Annotated in this window: 10 protein-coding genes and 2 pseudogenes; 1 reads left to right on the top strand and 11 read right to left on the bottom strand. The window is 69.9% G+C overall.

The features are described 5' to 3' along the window. From ACQP03_RS01150 to ACQP03_RS01110, 9 genes and pseudogenes are all read right to left on the bottom strand, one after another. Positions 1-3,705, bottom strand: coding sequence for a discoidin domain-containing protein (locus tag ACQP03_RS01150; protein WP_433459910.1), 3,705 nt, complete (start codon positions 3,703-3,705; stop codon positions 1-3). A gap of 133 nt (positions 3,706-3,838) precedes the next feature. Further along, positions 3,839-6,745, bottom strand: a complete 2,907-nt coding sequence (locus tag ACQP03_RS01145; RefSeq protein ID WP_357392558.1) for a galactose-binding domain-containing protein — start codon at positions 6,743-6,745, stop codon at positions 3,839-3,841. A gap of 142 nt (positions 6,746-6,887) precedes the next feature. Beyond that, positions 6,888-8,549, bottom strand: a complete 1,662-nt coding sequence (locus ACQP03_RS01140; protein WP_357132029.1) for a glycoside hydrolase family 13 protein — start codon at positions 8,547-8,549, stop codon at positions 6,888-6,890. Between the two features lie 98 nt (positions 8,550-8,647). Further along, the gene (locus ACQP03_RS01135; protein WP_357132032.1) at positions 8,648-9,535 is read right to left on the bottom strand and encodes a carbohydrate ABC transporter permease; all 888 of its coding nucleotides are present in this window, start codon (positions 9,533-9,535) and stop codon (positions 8,648-8,650) included. An 11-nt stretch (positions 9,536-9,546) separates the two neighbouring features. Beyond that, complete coding sequence (locus ACQP03_RS01130; RefSeq protein ID WP_357132035.1) at positions 9,547-10,506, bottom strand: carbohydrate ABC transporter permease; 960 nt, start codon at positions 10,504-10,506, stop codon at positions 9,547-9,549. Positions 10,507-10,589: 83 nt separating this feature from the next. After that, positions 10,590-11,969 carry an ABC transporter substrate-binding protein gene (locus ACQP03_RS01125; RefSeq protein ID WP_357132038.1) on the bottom strand — a complete coding sequence of 460 codons (1,380 nt, stop codon included), beginning with the start codon at positions 11,967-11,969 and terminating at the stop codon, positions 10,590-10,592. A 293-nt stretch (positions 11,970-12,262) separates the two neighbouring features. Then, positions 12,263-13,267, bottom strand: a complete 1,005-nt coding sequence (locus ACQP03_RS01120) for a LacI family DNA-binding transcriptional regulator (protein ID WP_357171652.1) — start codon at positions 13,265-13,267, stop codon at positions 12,263-12,265. Positions 13,268-13,368: 101 nt separating this feature from the next. Continuing rightward, positions 13,369-13,746: pseudogene (locus tag ACQP03_RS01115) on the bottom strand (NAD(P)/FAD-dependent oxidoreductase); the annotation flags it as partial. Positions 13,747-13,859: 113 nt separating this feature from the next. Next, positions 13,860-14,844: pseudogene (locus tag ACQP03_RS01110) on the bottom strand (dihydrolipoyl dehydrogenase family protein); the annotation flags it as partial. Between the two features lie 89 nt (positions 14,845-14,933). Here ACQP03_RS01110 and ACQP03_RS01105 point away from each other — a divergent pair. Beyond that, positions 14,934-16,010 (top strand): serine hydrolase domain-containing protein, encoded by a 1,077-nt coding sequence (locus tag ACQP03_RS01105; protein ID WP_433459903.1) that lies wholly within the window; start codon positions 14,934-14,936, stop codon positions 16,008-16,010. Here the strand turns inward: ACQP03_RS01105 and ACQP03_RS01100 are convergent, their stop codons facing one another. After that, positions 16,011-17,336 (bottom strand): cryptochrome/photolyase family protein, encoded by a 1,326-nt coding sequence (locus ACQP03_RS01100; RefSeq protein WP_433459901.1) that lies wholly within the window; start codon positions 17,334-17,336, stop codon positions 16,011-16,013. Beyond that, positions 17,333-18,256, bottom strand: a complete 924-nt coding sequence (locus ACQP03_RS01095) for a phytoene/squalene synthase family protein (protein WP_357132054.1) — start codon at positions 18,254-18,256, stop codon at positions 17,333-17,335. Before ACQP03_RS01095 ends, ACQP03_RS01100 begins: the two co-directional genes overlap by 4 nt. Positions 18,257-18,307: the final 51 nt, after the last annotated feature.

The raw sequence follows: 18,307 nt of genomic DNA, 5'->3' as shown, positions 1-18,307 counted from the left end.
TCAGTTGCGGTTGATGGTGAAGGTCGTCGTGGGGTTCTGGATGTCCACCGCGTTGTTGCTCAGCCGCAGGTTGGTGAAGGTGACCGACCCGACGGCGGGACCCTGCCCGGACTCCGGCATGGGGTTGGCCCAGATGCCGAAGCCGGACTTGGCGTCGTAGGCGTCACCGCTCTTGCGGGCGCCGCTGATGGAGATGTTGGTGAAGACCGTGTCGGTGATCGGGTTCTGCGGCTGCCCACCGACGTAGTTGGTCTGGAACATGATGCCGCTGTAGGTCGGATCGACGATGTCCACGTCGCTGACGCGGATGCCCTGGAACACCTTCGAGGCGGAGAACACCCAGATCGCCGGGAAGGTCTGCCCGCCCCAGAAGTGTCCACCGGCTCGCACGATCGAGATGTTCTCGAACTTCGTCGGCGGGCTCGCGCCGAAGCCGTTCATCGGGTAGCCGAAGTCGAGCGAGCTGATGGTGATGCCGGAGTAGACGAGCGTGTCCGCGATGTAGATGTTGCGGAACGTGTTGCCGTAGCCGCCGTAGACGGCCACGCCGGCGGCCCGCCAGGTCAGCGTCGACGTCAGGTTCTCGTAGACGTTGTCCTTCATGTCGGCGCCGCCCGCGTCGATCGCCGAGAACAGCGCGAAGCTGTCGTCGCCGGTGGCCCGTGCGTCGTTGTTGCTGACCAGGTTGTTGGTGCTGCCGTTGGTCATGTTGACGCCGTCGGCGAACAGGTTGCGGATCCGTGAGTTCCGGATCGTCATGTAATCGGTGTTGGCGCCCCAGTAGAGGCAGACCTGGTGCTCGGCCCAGATGTTGTCGATCACGATGTTCGACACGTTGGAGAAGTCGAACACCTTGCCCGGACCGTCGATGCGAGAGGTGTAGTTGCCGAAGTACGCGAAGTTCTTGAACGACGAGCCGGCCGCCGAGTTCTCGGCCCGGAAGCCGATGTCGGTGTTCTCCTGGCCGGACGGCGCGTTGAACCGGGTGTACCAGGGGCCCGCGCCGGTCACCTGGACCGCCTTGCCGTACACCTGGAACTTGGACGAGGTGGAGTAGTTGCCGGCGGGCAGGTACACCCCGATCAGGTTGCCGGTGGTGTCCATCCGGACCCGGTCCAGGGCGTTCTGCACGTCCTGGTGGGTGAAGCCGGTCGGCGTGGCGTACCGCGCCGAGTCCGGGTTGGCGATCGGCGACACCTGCTCGGTGTTGATGAAGTCGATCGCGTACGTGGTGGTGTTGGCCGCGTCCTTCTGCAGGCGGATCTTGCTGCCGGCCGGCACGGTCGAGTTGAGCATGACGTTGGCTTCGTCGTAGATGTGGCGCGGTCCGCCCGCGCTCGGAGTGTTCCCCGGGCTGGTCTCGTTGCCGTACAGCCAGGCGTAGCGGGACGTCAGGTCGATGGCCTTGTGGAACGTGCCGTTGACGTAGACGTTGAGCGTCGAGTTGATGCCCCCGCCGCCCGCCGCGTCCGGGATGGAGAAGCGGGTGACAAGCGTGTTGGTGCTGGCCCGGGTGGTGAACTCGACGTAGGCGCCGGTCGAGTTCAGGGTCACCGCACGCCGGCCGGACGCCTCACCGGCGACGTCGCCGACGGTCCGGTTCGGGCCCACGACGTTCGCGCCGCCGCCGACCACGCCGTCCTCGGCCTCGTACATGTCGTACGGCATGTTGGCGCCACGCCCGACGAAGAGCGGCTGGTCGGAGGTGTTGTTGGTCTGCTTGACCGGCAGCTCGTTGGCGTCGGCGGCGAGCACGACCCGGACGGTGTACTTGCCGTTCGCCGCCGTCCAGGTGCCCAGGTTGACCGGGCCGACGGTGGCCCCGGCGTTGATCACACCGGAGTACGAGCCGGTCAGGGTACGGACCACGGTGCCGGAGTCGTTGAGAACGGTGAGCGTGATGCCGTGCGAACCGGACGCCGACGCCACACTGCCGGCGTTGCGGATCGACACCGAGAACGTGACGGTGTTGCCGGCCGACGGGTTCCCCGGCGACCAGGCGACCGAGGAGGCGACCAGGTCACTGGTGGCGACCGGGCTGACGACCAGCGGGCTGGGGTTGGAGTAGCTGTTGTTGGTGTCGTCCTGCTCGACGACGGTGTTCGACTCGTCGACCTTCGCGCTGAGCGGGTAGCTGCCCGCGTCGCGGGTGCCGATGCTGGCGCTGACCGTGGTCGACGCGCCGGCCGCGAGGGCACCGACCGACGCGGTGCCGACCCGGGTGGAGCCCAGGTAGAAGTTGACGTTGGTCGCGGCGGAGGCCGCCGATCCGGCGTTCCGCACGGTCGCCGAGAGCGTGACGGTGCTGGTCTCGACGGGTGCGGACGGGCTGAACGACATGCCGGTGACGGTGAGGTCCGGGTTCGGCGCGGGGGTGCCGAAGACCTGGAACTCGGCCACCTGACCGGCCGGGGCGCCGGTGTTCGAGGCGATCGAGAGGCGTACGTCGGCCGCCGCGCCGGAGACCGGGATGGTCACCGTGTTGCCGCTGCCCGGGTTGAACGTGTAGTTCGTCGCGCCGACCAGCGTGGTGAAGCTCGACGAGCCCTGGTCCCGGCCGAGCACGGTGATGTTCTGGGTACGCGTACCCCACGCCGAGTCCGGGTTGAGCTTCAGCACGATCTGGCTGAGGCTGGCGTTCGCGCCGAGCTGCACGGTCAGCGTGCTCGGGTTGCCGTTGCCCTCCCAGTAGGTGGCCACGTTGTTGTCGTTGGCGTTGGTCGCCACGAACGTGTGCACGTACCCGGAGGCGGTGATCGGCTTACCGACCGCCAGGTTGCTCCCGGTGGGCGGGTTGCCGGTGCCGGTACGGGTCACCGTGTTGCTGTTCGATGACTGGTTGCCGGCCGCGTCCCTGGCCCGCACGTAGTACGAGACCGTGGCGCTGTCCGCCTGGCTGTCGGTGTACGTCAGCGTCGAGCCGCCGACGCTGCCGCGCAGCGCGCCGTTGGCGTAGACGTCGTACCCGGTCACCCCGACGTTGTCGCTCGACGCCGACCAGGTGAGCCGGATCTGACCGCTGGCCGGCTGGGTGTACGCCAGGTTGCCGGGGGCGCTGGGGGCCTGGGTGTCGGTGCTGCCGCTGGATCCGTACACCTCGACCTCGGAGAGCTGCGCGGCCGGCCAGCCGGTGTTGCCGGTGACCTGCACCCGGACGTAGCGGGTGCTGGCGGCGGTGAAGCTGACGGTCGCGCTGTTGCCGCTGCTCGGGTTGAAGGTGTAGTCGGCCGACGACTTCAGGGTGCTGAAGGACGAGCCGTTGGTGGAGCCGAGCACCGACAGCGTCTGCGTACGCGTCTGCCAGTCCGACGACGGCGGCAGCTTCAGCACGACCCGGTCCACGCCGACCGTGGCGCCCAGGTCGGCCTGGATCCACTGCGGGAACGCGTTGTTGGCGCTCTCCCAGTAGGTCGAGGCGTTGCCGTCGTTCGCGTTGCTCGCCACGTAGTTCTGGTTGTAGCTGCTGGCGCTCATGGTGGCCGAGAGCCCGGCGAGCAGGGCCGCGCGGGCGGAACCCGCGGGTGCGGAGGCGGGCGTCGCCGCCGGGGCCGCGGTCGCGGGGGTGACGGCGGGAGCGGCGGCGAGGAGCAGTCCGGCGAGCGTGCCGGCGAGCAGTCGGCGGCGGGCCGGCGATCGGTCGGCTCGGACGGTCGAACCGGGCGAGCCGGTTCGCGGGGTGCCTCGGGTGGGGCCGTTTCTGGACATCGGTCGCTACACCTCTTTCGGGGGTGGTGTGGGGTGCGTTGCCCGGTGACGGGCGCAGGGGTACGCCCGTCGTGCCGCGACAGGTGGGGGACGGTGCGGTGGTCCCCGCCCTGGTCGGGCGGGGGCCGTCGGCCTAGCTGGAGTAGACCTCGAACTCGCTGAGCTGACCGGCGGGCCAGCCCGTGTTGCCGGTGACGGTCAGGCGCAGGTACCGCTGGCTGGTCGCCGTGAAGGTCACGGTGACCGTGTTGCCGCTGGACGGGTTGAAGGTGTAGCCGGCGGATGTCTTGAGGGTGTTGAACGACGAGCCGTCGGTGGAGCCGAGCACCGCCAGGTTCTGCGTGCGCGTCTGCCAGGCCGACGACGGCGGCAGCTTCAGTACGACCCGGGACACCGTTCGGGCGGCGCCCAGGTCGACGGTCAGCGACTGCGGGAAGGCGTTGTTGGCGCTCTCCCAGTAGGTGTTCGCGTTGCCGTCCACCGCGTTGGACCCGGCGTAGACGTCGGAGTGGCTGGTCTCGGTGATCGACCGCCCCGCCGCCAGGTTGCCGGTGGGGGCCGGCGTGGTCGGGGGCGGGGTGGTCGTCGGGGGCGCGGTGGTGGGCGGGGCCGTGGTCTGCGTGCCGCCGTACACCTCGACCTCGCTGAGCTGCGCGGCCGGCCAGCCGGTGTTGCCGGTCACGGTGACCCGGATGTAGCGGCGGTCACCGGAGGGCAGCCCGATCGACACGGTGTTGCCCGAGCCGGGTGCGAAGACCCGACCGGCGGACGACGCCAGCGTGCCGTACGACGAGCCGTCCGTGGAGCCGAGCACCGACAGTGTCTCGGTGCGCTGCTCCCAGCCGGCGGGCAGCTTGAGCACCACCCGGTCGACCGAGCGGACCGCGCCCAGGTCGACGGTGACCGACTGCGGGAAGGCGTTGTTGGCGCTCTCCCAGTAGGTCGAGGCGTTGCCGTCCACCACGTTGCCCGCCGTGTAGCTCTGGTTGGTGCTGGTCGCGACCGTCGACCGGTTCAGCGCCAGGTTCCCACCGGTGGGCGGCGGGGTCGTCGGGGGCGCGGTGGTCGGCGGCGCGGTGGTCGGCGGCGCGGTCGTGGGCGGCGCGGTGGTCGGGCCGGTGGTCGGCGGGGTGCTGGGCCCACCACCCCACTGCGGTTCCGGCCACGGGCCGCAGTACGGGGTCGAGGTGTACCAGCCCGAGTTGCCCGAGCCCTGGGTGATCTGGAAGCCGCCACCCACGCAGTTGTGCATCGGGTTGCTCTGGGCGATGTTGGTGGCCCGCACGTTGGTGAACGACACCTGGCTGGGCGCCTGCACCTGGAGCGCGTACGTGCCGGCGCCGTCGATCCGGACGTTGGTGAGGTTGATGCCGCTGGTCTGACCCTCGATCCAGTGCAGCGCCGCGTACGAGCTGTCCAGGATGTCGGTGTCGGTGATGTTGATGGTGGCCTGCTGGAACGCCTCGTTCAGGGCGGAGAACCAGATCGCCCCGACGCCGAAGTTCCAGTTGTAGTCCGAGTTGCCGTTGCGGATCAGCGTGTTCCGGGCGATCGTCCAGGTGCCCCGGACGGCGGTGTCGCCCTGCACACCCGGGTAGCGGTTGGCGACGTGGATGCCGCCGCCGTTGGTCAGCGAGTCGGCCGTCACGTTGTCAGTGATCTTGATGTCCCGGCCGCCGTAGCTGACCAGGTGGTTCGCCAGCAGCGTCACACCGATGGTGTTGTGCGTGAACGAGTTGTTGACGTTCGGCACGCTCTGCGCCCACATGGCGAGCGCGTCGTCGCCGGTGTTGCGGACGAACGTGTTGGTCACCGTCGAGTTGGTGACGCCGGTGTGGAAGTTCACCCCGTCCGCGGTCTGGTCGAGGATCCGGCTGTTGCGGATGGTGAAGTTGTCCATCGGCCCGTCCATCCACGCGCCCACCTTGGTGTTCTCCAACCAGAGGTTGTCCACCACCGAGTTGGTCATCGCCCCGCCCAGCGCGTTGACCTGGTCGTCGTCCACCCGCTCGCGGATGTCGCCGATGATGGCGAAGTCCCGTAGGGTGACGTTGCGGCTCGGCCCGTTCGCCTCGTGCGACCGGATCTCACCGGTGTAGCCGCCGCCGGGGACGTACTTGCCGTAGATGCCGGCCGCCCGCTTGCGGTCGGTGGGGTGCCGGCCGCCGAGCACCGAGTACCAGGGGCCGGCGCCGCGCAGGGTCACCCCGTCGACCACCACGTGGTCCCAGAGGGTGAACGTGCCGGTCGGGATCCAGACCGCCCGGCCCTGGGCCTTGCCAGCGTCGACCGCCGCCTGGAACTTCGCGGTCGAGTCGGTTGCGCCGGTCGGGTCCGCGCCGAAGTCGGTGACCACATCGATGACACCGGAGGGCTTCGCGATCGGCGCGACCACCTCGAAATCGGCCAGGTCGATCGTGAAGGTGGGTGACTGGGCGGTCGAGGAGACCTGCAACCGGATCTTCGTGCCGGCCGGCTGGGTGCTGCCGAACAACGCCCGGGTCTCGTCGTAGAAGTGGTGCGGGTTGGTGTCGCCCGGGTTGTTGTTGAACGGGTAGCCGCCGTAGTACCAGCCGTACTTCGACGTGACCGGGACCGACTTCAGCAGGTTGCCGTTGGCCCGCAGGTCGATGGTGGCGTCCCGGCCCGTGCCCGAGGAGTTGTCCGGCAGGCTGTACCGGAAGGTGACCGCGTTGGCCGGAGCGGTGAGCGTGAACTCGACGTACTCACCGACGGCGTCGAGGGTGACCGCCTCCCGGCCGGACGCCTCCGACGGCAGCGTGCCGTAGCGCCGGTCCGGGCCGATCTTCGTGCCGTTGTGCGCGGCCTTCTCCGCCTCCTGCTCAAGAAAGGGGACGGTGGCGCCCCGGCCGGAGATGTCGAAGGGGGACAACCCGGCCGCCGAGGCCGGGGTGGCACTGCCGGTGACCGCGAGGGTGGTCAGGGTGGTGGCCGCGAGCAGGGTGGCGGCGATGGCGGCCAACCCTGCCCGGGCCGGGTGTCGAAGGTGGGGCGGAGTGCCGGTGGTGTGGTTGGCCATGAGCTGCGCTCTCCCTTTCGTCAGGCAGGCCAGGTCCCCCGTGTCGGTGCGGTGTGGCGGTCCCTCGTACTCCCTTCGTGGGCGCGGTGGGCGGGTGGTGTGGTGCCGGCGGTCGGGACGGGACCGCCGGCACCACGTCGGATCAGGTCAGGGCGGCGGCGTCCGCGCGCGGTCCGTCGGCCTCGTCGGGGGTACGCAGCCAGACGGCGGTGTCCGACGGCAGCAGCCCGTCGTCGAGGGGGCCGCTGGCCAGCAGCACCTCCCCGTCGACGGGCATCGGCACCGCCGCGTCGGTGAGGTTGACGAGGCAATGGAAGCCGCCGCCGCGGCTGAAGGCCAGCACGCCGTCCGGGGCGGGCAGCCAGGTCAACTCGCCGTCGCCGAGCGCCGCCTCGGCGCGCCGGACGTGGATGGCCTCCCGGTACAGCTCCAACATCGAGGCCGCGTCGCCGGTCTGCGCCAGCGCCGTCCGGTCCTTCCAGTCGGCCGGCTGGGGCAACCAGGGCGCCGCCGAGCCTTCCGGGCTGAACTCGAAGGGCGGCTCGTCACCGGCCCAGGGCAGCGGCACCCGGCAGCCGTCCCGCCCGGGGTCGACCCGTCCGGAGCGTTCCCACATCGGGTCCTGCCGCATCGCGTACGGGATGTCCTCAACCTCCCAGAGCCCCAGCTCCTCGCCCTGGTAGACGTAGGCGGCGCCGGGCAGCGACAGTGACAGCAGCGCGGCGGCCCGCGCCCGCCGGGTGCCCAGCTCCAGGTCGGTGGGGATCCCCTCGCGCTTCGCGGCGAAGCTGAACGTGGTGTCCGCCCGGCCGTAGCGGGTGACGTGCCGGGTCACGTCGTGGTTGGAGAGCACCCAGGTGGCGGGCGCGCCGACCGGCGCGTGCGCGCTCAGCGTGCCGTCGATGCTCTCCCGCAGCGCGGAGGCGTCCCAGGCGCAGCCGAGGAAGTCGAAGTTGAACGCGGCGTGCAGTTCGTCGGGGCGCAGGTAGTTGGCGAACCGTTGCCGGTCCGGCAACCACACCTCACCGATCAGCGCGCGGTCGGCGTACGAGTCGGCGACCCGCCGCCAGCCCCGGTAGATGTCGTGCACCCCGTCGAGGTCGTGGAACGGGTGCGGCCGGTCCGGCTCGACCTCGGGCAGCGTCCCGTCCTTCACGAGCAGGCCGGCGGAGTCGATCCGGATGCCGTCGACGCCCCGGTCGAACCAGAACCGCAGGATGTCCTCGAACTCGGCCCGTACCCGGGGGTGGTCCCAGTTGAAGTCCGGCTGCTGGGGGGCGAAGAGGTGCAGGTACCAGTCGCCGGGCGTGCCGTCCGGGTTGGTGGTGCGGGTCCACGTCTCGCCGCCGAACTCACCCACCCAGTCGGTGGGCCGCTGGTCGCCGTTCGGGCCCCGCCCGGGGCGGAACCAGAACAGGTCCCGCTCGGGCGCCCCCGGACCGCCGGCCAGCGCGGCCTGGAACCACGGGTGCGCGTCGGAGCAGTGGTTGGGCACCACGTCGACGATCGTCCGGATGCCCAGCTCGTGCGCCTCCGCGATCAGCGCCTCGACCTCGGCGAGCGTGCCGAAGACCGGATCGATGTCGCGGTAGTCGGACACGTCGTACCCGGCGTCGGCCATCGGCGACGGATACCAGGGACTGAACCAGATCGCGTCGATGCCAAGCGCGGACAGGTGGTTCAGGCGGGAGCGGATACCTGCGATGTCACCGATGCCGTCACCGTTGCCGTCGGCGAAGCTGCGTGGGTACACCTGATAGATAACGGCTCCACGCCACCACGGACTGCTGTCTGCTGTGGACACGAGCACCTGCTTTCTGCGTCAGTACGTCGCCGGGTACGCCGGTGGCGATTGTGTGTCGGACGAACGGCCGTTGTTCGCTCCGCTGTCTTCGGTGGTGGCTATCCCTTGATGCTGCCGGCGGTCAGGCCAGACATGATGTTCCGCTGGAAGATCAGGAAGACGATAACGGTCGGGATGGCGGCGATGACCGACGCGGCGATCACGATGTTCATGGGCGTACCGCCCGCGAAGGAGTAGATGCCGACACTGACCGTCCGGGTCTCCGGTGAGGGCATGACCAGCTTCGGCCAGAGGAAGTCCTTCCAGACCGCCGTCATGGCCAGGATCGCGACGACGCCGAGGATCGGGCGGGACATCGGCAGGATGATCGACCAGAGCGTCCGCAGCGACGTCGCCCCGTCGACCAGGGCCGCCGCCATCAATTCTTCGGGAATCGAATCGAAGAATCGCTTCAGCAGAAAGATGTTGAATGCGTTCGCCACCAGCGGCAGCCAGATGGCGAACGGCGAGTCGAGCAGGTTGATGTGCAGGATCGGCAGGTCGATCACGGTCACGTACTGGGGGACGATGAGCACCATTGCCGGAATCATCAGCGTGGCGAGCATCAGCCCGAGAATCACGTTGCCGAAGATCGGTCGCAGTTTCGACAACGAGTACGCGGCGGCCGCGTCGAGGACAAGCTGGAACAGCACCGCGCCGATCGCGTAGTAGAACGTGTTGAACAGCAGCTTGGCGAGTTCCAGGTTGTTCCAGGCGTCGATGTAGTTCTGCGGCTGCGGGTCCTTCGGGAACAGCGTGGGTGGGGTCTGCGCGATCTCCTGGCCGGACTTGAGCGCGCCGGTGACCATCCAGTAGAGCGGCCCGATAAAGACGAGCGTGAACGCCGTCACGACGACGACCAGCAGCGTCCAGTAGATAACCCGCCCGCGCCCTCGGCTGATCTGGGCATGCGAGATGAGGGTCCGGGTTCCGGAGTCCTGTGCCATTGCGCGCCGTCCTAGTCCTGTTTCGCAGTCAGCCGCACGTACACGGCGGAGAAGCCGGCCAGCACCACGAGCATGAGCACGCCGAGTGCGGCCGCGCCGTTGAGGTCGTTCTGGAAGAACCCGTGCTGGTAGATGAGGTACGCCACGGTGGTCGCGGAATCCTCCGCGCCCGCGCCGTTGGCGAGGATCAGTGGCTCGATGAAGAGCTGCATCGTGGCGACGATCTGGATCATCGCCAGGAGCGCGAGGATGAGCCGGGTCTGCGGGATCGTCACGTGGCGGATCCGCTTGAAGATCCCGGCGCCGTCGAGCTCGGCGGCCTCGTACAGTTCGCCGGGGATGTTCTGCAGTGACGCCAGGTAGATCAGCACAGCGCCGCCCATGTTCATCCAGGTGGACGCGATCACCATGGCCGGCATCGTCATCTCCGGCGACTGCATCCACTGCGACGTCGGCAGGTGCAGCGCCTTGAGGATCGCGTTGAACAGCCCGGCCTCGCTGGGGTCGTACGCGTAGAACTTGAAGAGGTACAGGGCCGAGGCCGGCGGCAGCATCACCGGCAGGTAGACCAGGATCCGCAGGTAGCCCTTGGCGTGCCGGAACTCGTTGAGCAGGATCGCCACGAAGAACGGCACCGCGTACCCGAGCACGAGCGCGAGCAGCGTGAAGTAGAAGGTGTTCTTCCATGCCGGCCAGAAACTGGGGTCGGCGAGGAGGCGGGTGTAGTTGTCCCAGCCCACCCAGGTCGTCTCGCCGCGCCGGGTCCGCTGGAAGCTCATGACGACGCCACGGACCATCGGGTACCAGGAGAAGACCAGGAAGCAGAGCACGGCGCCGATCAGGAAGGCGTGCCCGGTGAGGTTGTCCCGTACCTTGCGGCCGAGGCTCGTACGCTGCTTCGGCCCTGCCGCGTACGACGGCATCGGGCGGCCCGGTTTCCCGGGGGCCTGGGGGGCGGCGGTGATCGCCACGGCACACTCCTGCGGAGATCGGTGGGGCGGACGGTTCGGCGCCGGGGTGTGGGGGCCGGTGCGACGGCCCCCACACCTGCGGATCAGCTCTCCGCGGCGAGGAGCTGGTTGACCTTTTCTTCGGCCGTCTTGAGCAGCGCGTCGATGTTCGCGTTCGGGTTCGTCAGCACCCCGGACATCGCGGCGTCGAGCACCGCGTAGATCGCCTGGGCGTTACGCGGCTCGCCCTTGATCGGCACCGGGGTCGCCTCGAAGAGGGCGAAGTTCGTGGTGTCGACGTTGGCGTTGGCCTTGCGCAGCTCGAGTTCCTGCTTCTGCACCTCACTGCCGTTGGCGAACAGCAGCGGCTGCGGCAGACCCACCGGGTAGTTCTGCGGCTTGGCGCGCACGTAGTCGAACTGGCCCTTACCGGGGGTCAGCTTCTGGTACGCGATCCACTTCAGACCGGCCTTGACCTGCTCGGGAGAGAGGTCCTTCTTGAAGAAGTAGCCCTCGCCGCCACCGAGCGTGCCCTTCGCCGGACCGTCCTGGCCGGGCAGCGGGCTCATCGCCCAGTCCTGGAACTTGCCCTGGAACTGGCTGACGATCGCCTGGGTGGCGTCCGGCGCGCCGATGAACATGCCGACCTTGCCCGCGCCGGCGTTGGTGAGCAGGTCACCCCACTGGAGCAGCTGACGGGAGCCCATGCTGTTGTCGCCGTACCGCATGTCCTTGATGTTCTGCAGGACCTGCTTACCCATCGGGTTGTTGAAGTCGGCCTTCTTGCCGTCGGCCGTGAGCACCTGGCCGCCCTGCGAGTAGAGCAGCGAGGTGAAGTGCCAGCCGCCGGTGTTGCCGGCGCTGTACTCCGAGTAGCCGGCGATGCCGTTGCCGAGTGCCGAGATCTTCTTGGCGGCGGCCCGGACCTCGCCCCACGTCTTGGGCGGGTTGTTGACGTCCAACCCGGCCTGCTGGAACAGGACCTTGTTGTAGACCAGGCCCATCGAGTAGTTCTTCACCGGTACGGCGTAGAGCTTGCCGCCGTCGGTGAAGACCTCCTTGAGCGCCGGGTCGACGCTGTCCCAGGTGGAGATCGTGTCCTTGTTGACGTACTGGGAGATGTCCATCGCCTGACCGGAGTCGAGCACCTGCTGAAGATCCGTCATGTACCCGTAGAACACGTCGGTCACGGTGCCGCCGGCCAGGCGGGCGGTGAAGTCCGGCGGGTTGTTGCACTGCTCGCCGACGCTCACGCTCTTGATGACGATGTCCGGGTTCTGCTTCTGGAACTCGGCGACGTCGTCGTTCCAGTTCTTCAACAGCTCTTTCTGCGCGCCGACCGGCTGGCAGTCGACGGTGATGGTGACCTTGCCGCCGGCGGTCGAGTCCTTGTCGTCACTCTTCGTGGAGCATGCCGTGAGGCTGAACCCCAGGCCGGCCACGAGCGCCAGCGTCGCAGCCCTTCGGTATTGCGGTACGGACATCTGTCCATCCCTTCGGGAACGGGTGTCTCCATGAGATGCGCTGATCTGCGGTGATACGACCTGACGCCCTGTAGCTGCGCCGAAGCCAGGTGTGAGTGGAGTCACTGTAACGAGCACGACTCATTTCAGCAAGGTGTCGACGAGGTTTTGAAAGGACTCGACATCGGGGCGACAGACGACGACAGGATGCGGGATTGCGCCCGTTATGCGGCTACTTGCGCACCACAAAGGCCGTCGACCGCGAGAGCGGTCGACGGCCTTCGGGAAGGTCGGTCAGTGGGCCAGGAGCGCGATCACCGGCGGGGTGCGGGCGCGGTCGAGCCGCGGACCACCAGCTCCGGCTCGAACAGCAGCTCGTCCTGCAGGACGCCGGCACCCTCGATCTGGGTCACCAGCAGGTCCACCGCCGCCTGTCCCATCGTCTCGATCGGCTGCCGGACAGTGGTCAGCGGCGGATCGGTGCAGGTCATGAACGCGGAGTCGTCGAAGCCCACCACCGAGATGTCCGTCGGCACCGCACGACCCAGCCGCCGGGCGGCCCGGATCGTGCCCAGAGCCAGGACGTCGCTGGCGCAGATGATGCCGGTCACGCCCCGCTCGACCAGCTTCGTCGCGGCGACCCGGGCGCCCTCCATCGAGAAGCTGGAACGCTCGACGCACTCCCGTTCGGCGTCACTCCAGTCGGCGGCCTGCACCATCGCGTCCAGCTTGCGGCGGGACGGCACGTGCCCCTCCGGGCCGAGCACCATCCCGATCCGCTCGTGGCCGAGCGAGCGCAGATGCCCGTACGCCTGCTCCACCGCCACCGCGTCGTCGGTCGAGACCCGGGGAAAGCCCAGCTCGTCCACACCGGCGTTGACCAGCACCACCGGGAGGCCCCGGTCGGTCAGCCGTCGGTAGTGGTCGTGCCGGGCGTCGGCGAGCGCGTACGAGCCGCCGGCGAAGATCACGCCGGACACCTGGTGGTCGAGGAGCATCTCGACGTAGTCCATCTCGGACACGCCGCCGATGGTGCGGGCGCACAGGGCCGGCGTGTAGCCGCGCTGGGCGAGCGTCCCGGTCACCACCTCGGCGAGCGCTGGGAAGATCGGGTTCTGCAACTCGGGCAGCACCAGCCCGACCAGCCGGGCACGCTCACCGCGCAGCTTGGTCGGCCGCTCGTAGCCGAGCACGTCGAGCGCGGTCAGCACCGCCGTCCGGGTCGCCTCCGAGACACCGTCCCGACCGTTGAGCACCCGGCTGACGGTGGCCTCGCTGACGCCCGCCTTCTTGGCAACTTCAGTCAACCGCTTGGTCACGGCCGCAATCGTACGTCACAGAAATGAAAGAAATGAACCGTGAAACGGTCAGATTTTGCGGTGCAACTGTCGCAGCTTGCCAGGCTTCAACCGGTTCGTGGTCAGGACAGATCGCGCAGCGCGTCCTCGATGGCACGGTGGAACGTGGGGTACGCGTAGATCATGTGCCGCAGTTGGCTCAGCGGCACGGCCGCGTGCACCGCCACCACGAGCGCCGACAGCACCTCGCCACCGGCCGGGCCGACCGACGTCGCGCCGATCAGCACGCCCTGGTCGGCGTCCGCGACGAGCTTGATGAAGCCCTCGTCGCCGACCCGGTGGATCCAGCCCCGGGTCGAGCTGCTGAGCTTGGTGAACCCGACCTGCACGTTGATCCCGCGTTCGCGGGCCTGCCGCTCGGTCAGCCCCACGGCGCCGACCTCGGGATCGGTGAAGGTCACCCGGGGCAGCGCGCGGTAGTCGGCGCGCGGGACGGTACCGGCCGAGCCGCTCGATCCGCTGGCGGCCAGCGAACTGGAGGAACCCATCGCACCGCCGACCACGCTGGCGGTCCCGCTCGCGTCCGGGCCGGCGGTCGCCTGCCGGTAGTGGGCGAGGACGTCGGACACCACGATGGCCGCCTGGTACATGGCGATGTGCGTGAACGCCCCCTCGCCGGTCAGGTCACCCACCGCCCAGATGCCCTCGGTGACGTGCATCCGGTCGTCCACCGGCAGGTAACGCTGCTCGGCGTCGACGCCGACGGTGTCCAGCCCCAACTCCTCCAGGTGCGCCCGACGCCCGGTGACGACGAGCAGGCGCTCGGCGGTGAACTCCGCCCCACCACCGCCGTGCAGCGTGAAACGGTCACCGTCATGGTCGACCCGTTCGGCGCGTACCCCGGTGTGGATCTCGACGCCGTCGGCGCGCAGCGCGGCGGCGGCCACGTCGGAAGCCTCCGGCTCCTCCACGGCCAGCACCCGGTCCAACGCCTCCACCACGGTGACGCGGACGCCGAAGCGCGCGAAGACCTGGGCCAGTTCCAGCCCGATCGCGCCACCACCGAGCACCAGCAGCGACTCCGGCAGCTCCTCGACCTCGATCGCCTGGTGGTTGGTCCAGTACGGCGTGTCGGCCAGGCCGTCGATCGGCGGCACCGAGGGCCGGGTGCCGGTGCCCAGGACGATGCCGTGCCGGGCCTGGAACACCTGGTCGCCGACGCGGACGCGCGCCGGGCCGTCGAGCCGGCCACTACCCCGGACGAACCGGCCACCCTTGCCGGTGAACCGGTCGACCGCGACCTTGTCGTCCCAGGTGTCGGTGGCCTCCTCGCGGATCCGCTTCGCCACCGGCGCCCAGTCCGGCTGGACCTGCGCCGTGCCCGCCAGCCCGTCGACCCGACGCGCCTCGGCGAGCGCGTTGGCGGCCCTGATCATCATCTTGCTCGGGATGCAGCCCCAGTACGGGCACTCGCCGCCGACGAGGTCCCGCTCGACACCGACGACGCTCAGGCCGGCCTCGGCGAGTCGCTCGGCCACCTCCTCGCCGCCCACCCCGAGGCCCACCACGACAACATCCACCAGCTCCGGCTCCGCCACCGGAACAGCATCCCCCAACGGCACCGTCCCGACCACCGGGGTCCGGAAAGTCGGCGGGCGTACCGCTCCGGAGCGCCTACGGTGATCCGATGCACGCACGCTTCGCCCCCGTCCGGGACTGCTTCCACGACCTGCTGACCGCCGGCCGGGAGACCGGTGCCAGCCTCACCATCTGGTACGACGGCCAGCCGGTGGTCGACCTGGTGGGCGGGTTCCGCGCCGGTGACGGGCCGTCCGGCCAACCGTGGCGACCGGACACGCTGGTCAACGTCTACTCGGTCGGTAAGCCGGTGGCCGCGCTGTGCCTGCTGCTACTCGTCGACCGGGGCCGGGTCGACCTGGACTCGCCCGTGCAGCGGTACTGGCCGGAGTTCCGTACCCCGGCCACCGTGCGGCACGTGTTGTCGCACACCGCCGGGCTGCCGGCGTTCCCGGTGCCCCGGCCGGCCAGCGCGGTCGCGGACTGGGCGCTGCTCGCCGGCGACCTGGCCGCCGCCGACCCCGAATGGCCGCCCGGAACGCTGGCCGGCGAGCACGCCTGGACGTACGGCCACCTGGTGGGCGAGCTGGTCCGCCGGGTGGACGGCCGCAGCGTGGGCCGCTTCCTCGCCGACGAGATCGCCGGCCCGTGGCAGCTCGACCTCGGGTTCGGGCTGGCCGAGACGGACCAACGGCGCTGCGCGGACCTGCGCTACGGCGACCCGGAGTGGCCGATCCGCAAACTGGGCGAGCCGGAGACCCTGCGGGCGAGGGCGTTGGGCAACCCGGCCGGTGGGCTGGACCTCGCCGTGCTGAACAGTCCGCTGTGGCGGGGTGCCGAGATGCCGGCGGTCAACCTGCACGCCACCTCCGTCGGCCTGGGCCGGCTCTACGCGGGCCTGCTGGCCGGCGGCGTCCTGGACGGCGTACGGCTGTTCAGCCCCGCCCTTCTCGACGAGGCGACCCGGGTCCAGTACGACGGCCCGGACGTGGTGCTGGACCGCCGGGTCCGGTGGACGCTGGGCATGCAGTGGGAACCCGACCTCAGTTGGGGCATGGGCGGGCTCGGCGGCAGCAGCGCCTGGGCCGACCCGGTACGCGGCTACACGCTCGCGTACGTCACGGCACAGCTCGCCGAACACGACCGGGTCGACGAGTTGGCCGAGGTGCTGCACTCCTGCCTCTGATCAGCGCAGCCAGACCGGATCGGTGCCGGGCACGGTGAGCGGCGGCGGATAGTCAAGCGCGCGGCGAAGGTCGTCGGGCAGCTTCCACGGCTGGTGGATGGCCTTGCCCGACACCTGCGCCAACTCCGGCACCCACCGGCGTACGTAGTCGCCGGCCGGGTCGTACCGCTCGGCCTGCCGGACCGGGTTGAACCCCCGGTACGGCTTGGTGTCGTTACCGGTGCCGGCGACCCACTGCCAGTTGCCGGAGTTGTTGGCCACGTCGCCGTCGAGGAGCCAGCGGAAGAAGACCTGTACGCCGGCCCGCCAGTCCTGCCCCAGGTGCTTGGTGAGGTAACCGGCGGTGATCAGCCGGGCCCGGTTGTGCTGCCAACCCTGGGCCCGCATCTGCCGCATCCCGGCGTCCACGATCGGCATGCCCGTCCGGCCCTCGGCCCAGGCCGTGCGGGCGTCATCGTCGTAGCGCCACTCTTCGGTGGCGCCCCGCCGGTACGCGGCCGTCGAGATCTGCGGGAACGCGGCGGTGACCTGGTAGTAGAAGTCGCGCCAGCAGATCTGCCGCACGAACGGACCGGACCGGTCGCCGGCCCGGTTGGCCACCGACAGCGGCGACACGCAACCGAAGCGCAGGTACGGGCTGAGGCGGGAGGTGTCGTCGCCGGCCATGTCGTCGTGCTGGTCGTCGTACCGGCCCAGCTCGGGCAGCCAGTCGGCGAGCCGCTGCCGGGCGACGCGTTCGCCGCCGACGGCCGCGTCCGGTGACTCCCCCGCCGGCAGCGCCGGCAACCCGCCCACGCTCACCCCGTCGGGCAGCACGATGCGGCGCGGCGCGGCCAGCTCCTCGCGCCACCGGGCGGCGGCCCACGCCCGGTGGTAGGGGCTGAACACCCGGTAGTGGTCGCCTCCGCCGCCGGGCCGCAGGGCGCCCGGCTCGACGACCGTCAGCCCCGGAAAGAGCCGCAGGTGCAGCCGGTGCCGCTCGCACTCGGCCCGCAGTCGGCGCTCCCGCCGGCGGGCGTAGTGGCTGACGTCGGCGGAGAGCGCCACGGCGGTGGCACCGACCTTGCCGGCCAGCCCGATCGTCTCGGCCACCGGGTCGCCGCGCCGCACCACCAGGTCGCCGCCGCGCTCGCGCAGCGCGTCCCGCAGGTCGGCGAGCGCCTGGTGCAGGAACCGGGTGCGGTTGGCCGACAACCCGGCCAGGGTCGGGTCGAGCACGTACAACGGCACCACCCGGTCGAACGCCGCGCAGGTCGTCGCCAGCGCCGGGTGGTCGTGTACCCGCAGGTCGCGGGTGAAGAGCACGACCGCGGTGCCCCCGCTCACGGGGCCGCCGGCTGGACCGTCGGGCCCGGGATCGTGACCGGGGTACCCGTCGACGTCAGCAGAGCACGCGCGGCCACCGCCATCCGTCGCCGCTGCGGCACCAGGGCGCGACGGGCGAACACGTCGTAGTCCTGCGCGGCCACCTCGTCGAGGATGCCGCCGTAGAGCGCGTACGCCGTGCGCATGCACGCCTGCGAGGCGGGAGCGAGCATGGTGATGCCGGGCGCGGCGGCGGCGTAGTGCGCCTGGGCCCGGGTCACCTCGTACTCGATCAACTCGCGGGTGCGGGGCGTGCCCTGCCCTCGGTCGCGGGCCTCGATCAGCTCCTCGCGGGTGACGCCGAACTTCGCCAGGTCCTCGTCAGGGAGGTAGGTGCGGCCCCGGTCGAGGTCCTCGGCGACGTCCCGGATGAAGTTGGTGAGCTGGAAGGCGAAGCCGAGCTGCCGGGCCGGCTCGCGGGCCGCCGCCGGGTCGGAGCTGCCCAGGATCGGCAACATCATCGTGCCGATCACCGCCGCCGAACCCTCCATGTAGTCGAGCAGGTGGTCGTATGTCGGGTACGAGGTGACCGTCAGGTCCATCGCCATGCTCTTGAGAAACGACGCGAAGTCGTCCCGGTCCAGATCGAAGATGGCGATCGTGTGCAGCACGGCCGGCAGCAGCGGGTCGTCAACCGACGCGCCGTGCAGGCCAGCCACGAACCGGCTGGCCCAGTCGTCGAGCAGGGCGGCCCGCTCGGCAGGTGGGAGGGCCTCGGTGCTGTCGACGATCTCGTCGGCGTACCGCGTGAATCCGTAGAGGGCGTGCACGTGTCGCCGTTTCCACGCGGGGAGCAGCCGGGTGGCGAGATAGTAGGTGCGGCCGTGACGTTTGTGCAGCTCACGGCACCGGTCATAGGCAGCGGTGAGATCGGTGTCCACGGGCCCTCCTCAAATATCGACGCACCAATCGACGCAACTCGTACCCTAGGG

Source organism: Micromonospora sp. CA-248212 (assembly GCF_050948405.1).
Taxonomy (GTDB): Bacteria; Actinomycetota; Actinomycetes; order Mycobacteriales; family Micromonosporaceae; genus Micromonospora.
This window is presented reverse-complemented; position numbering and strand designations above follow the sequence as displayed.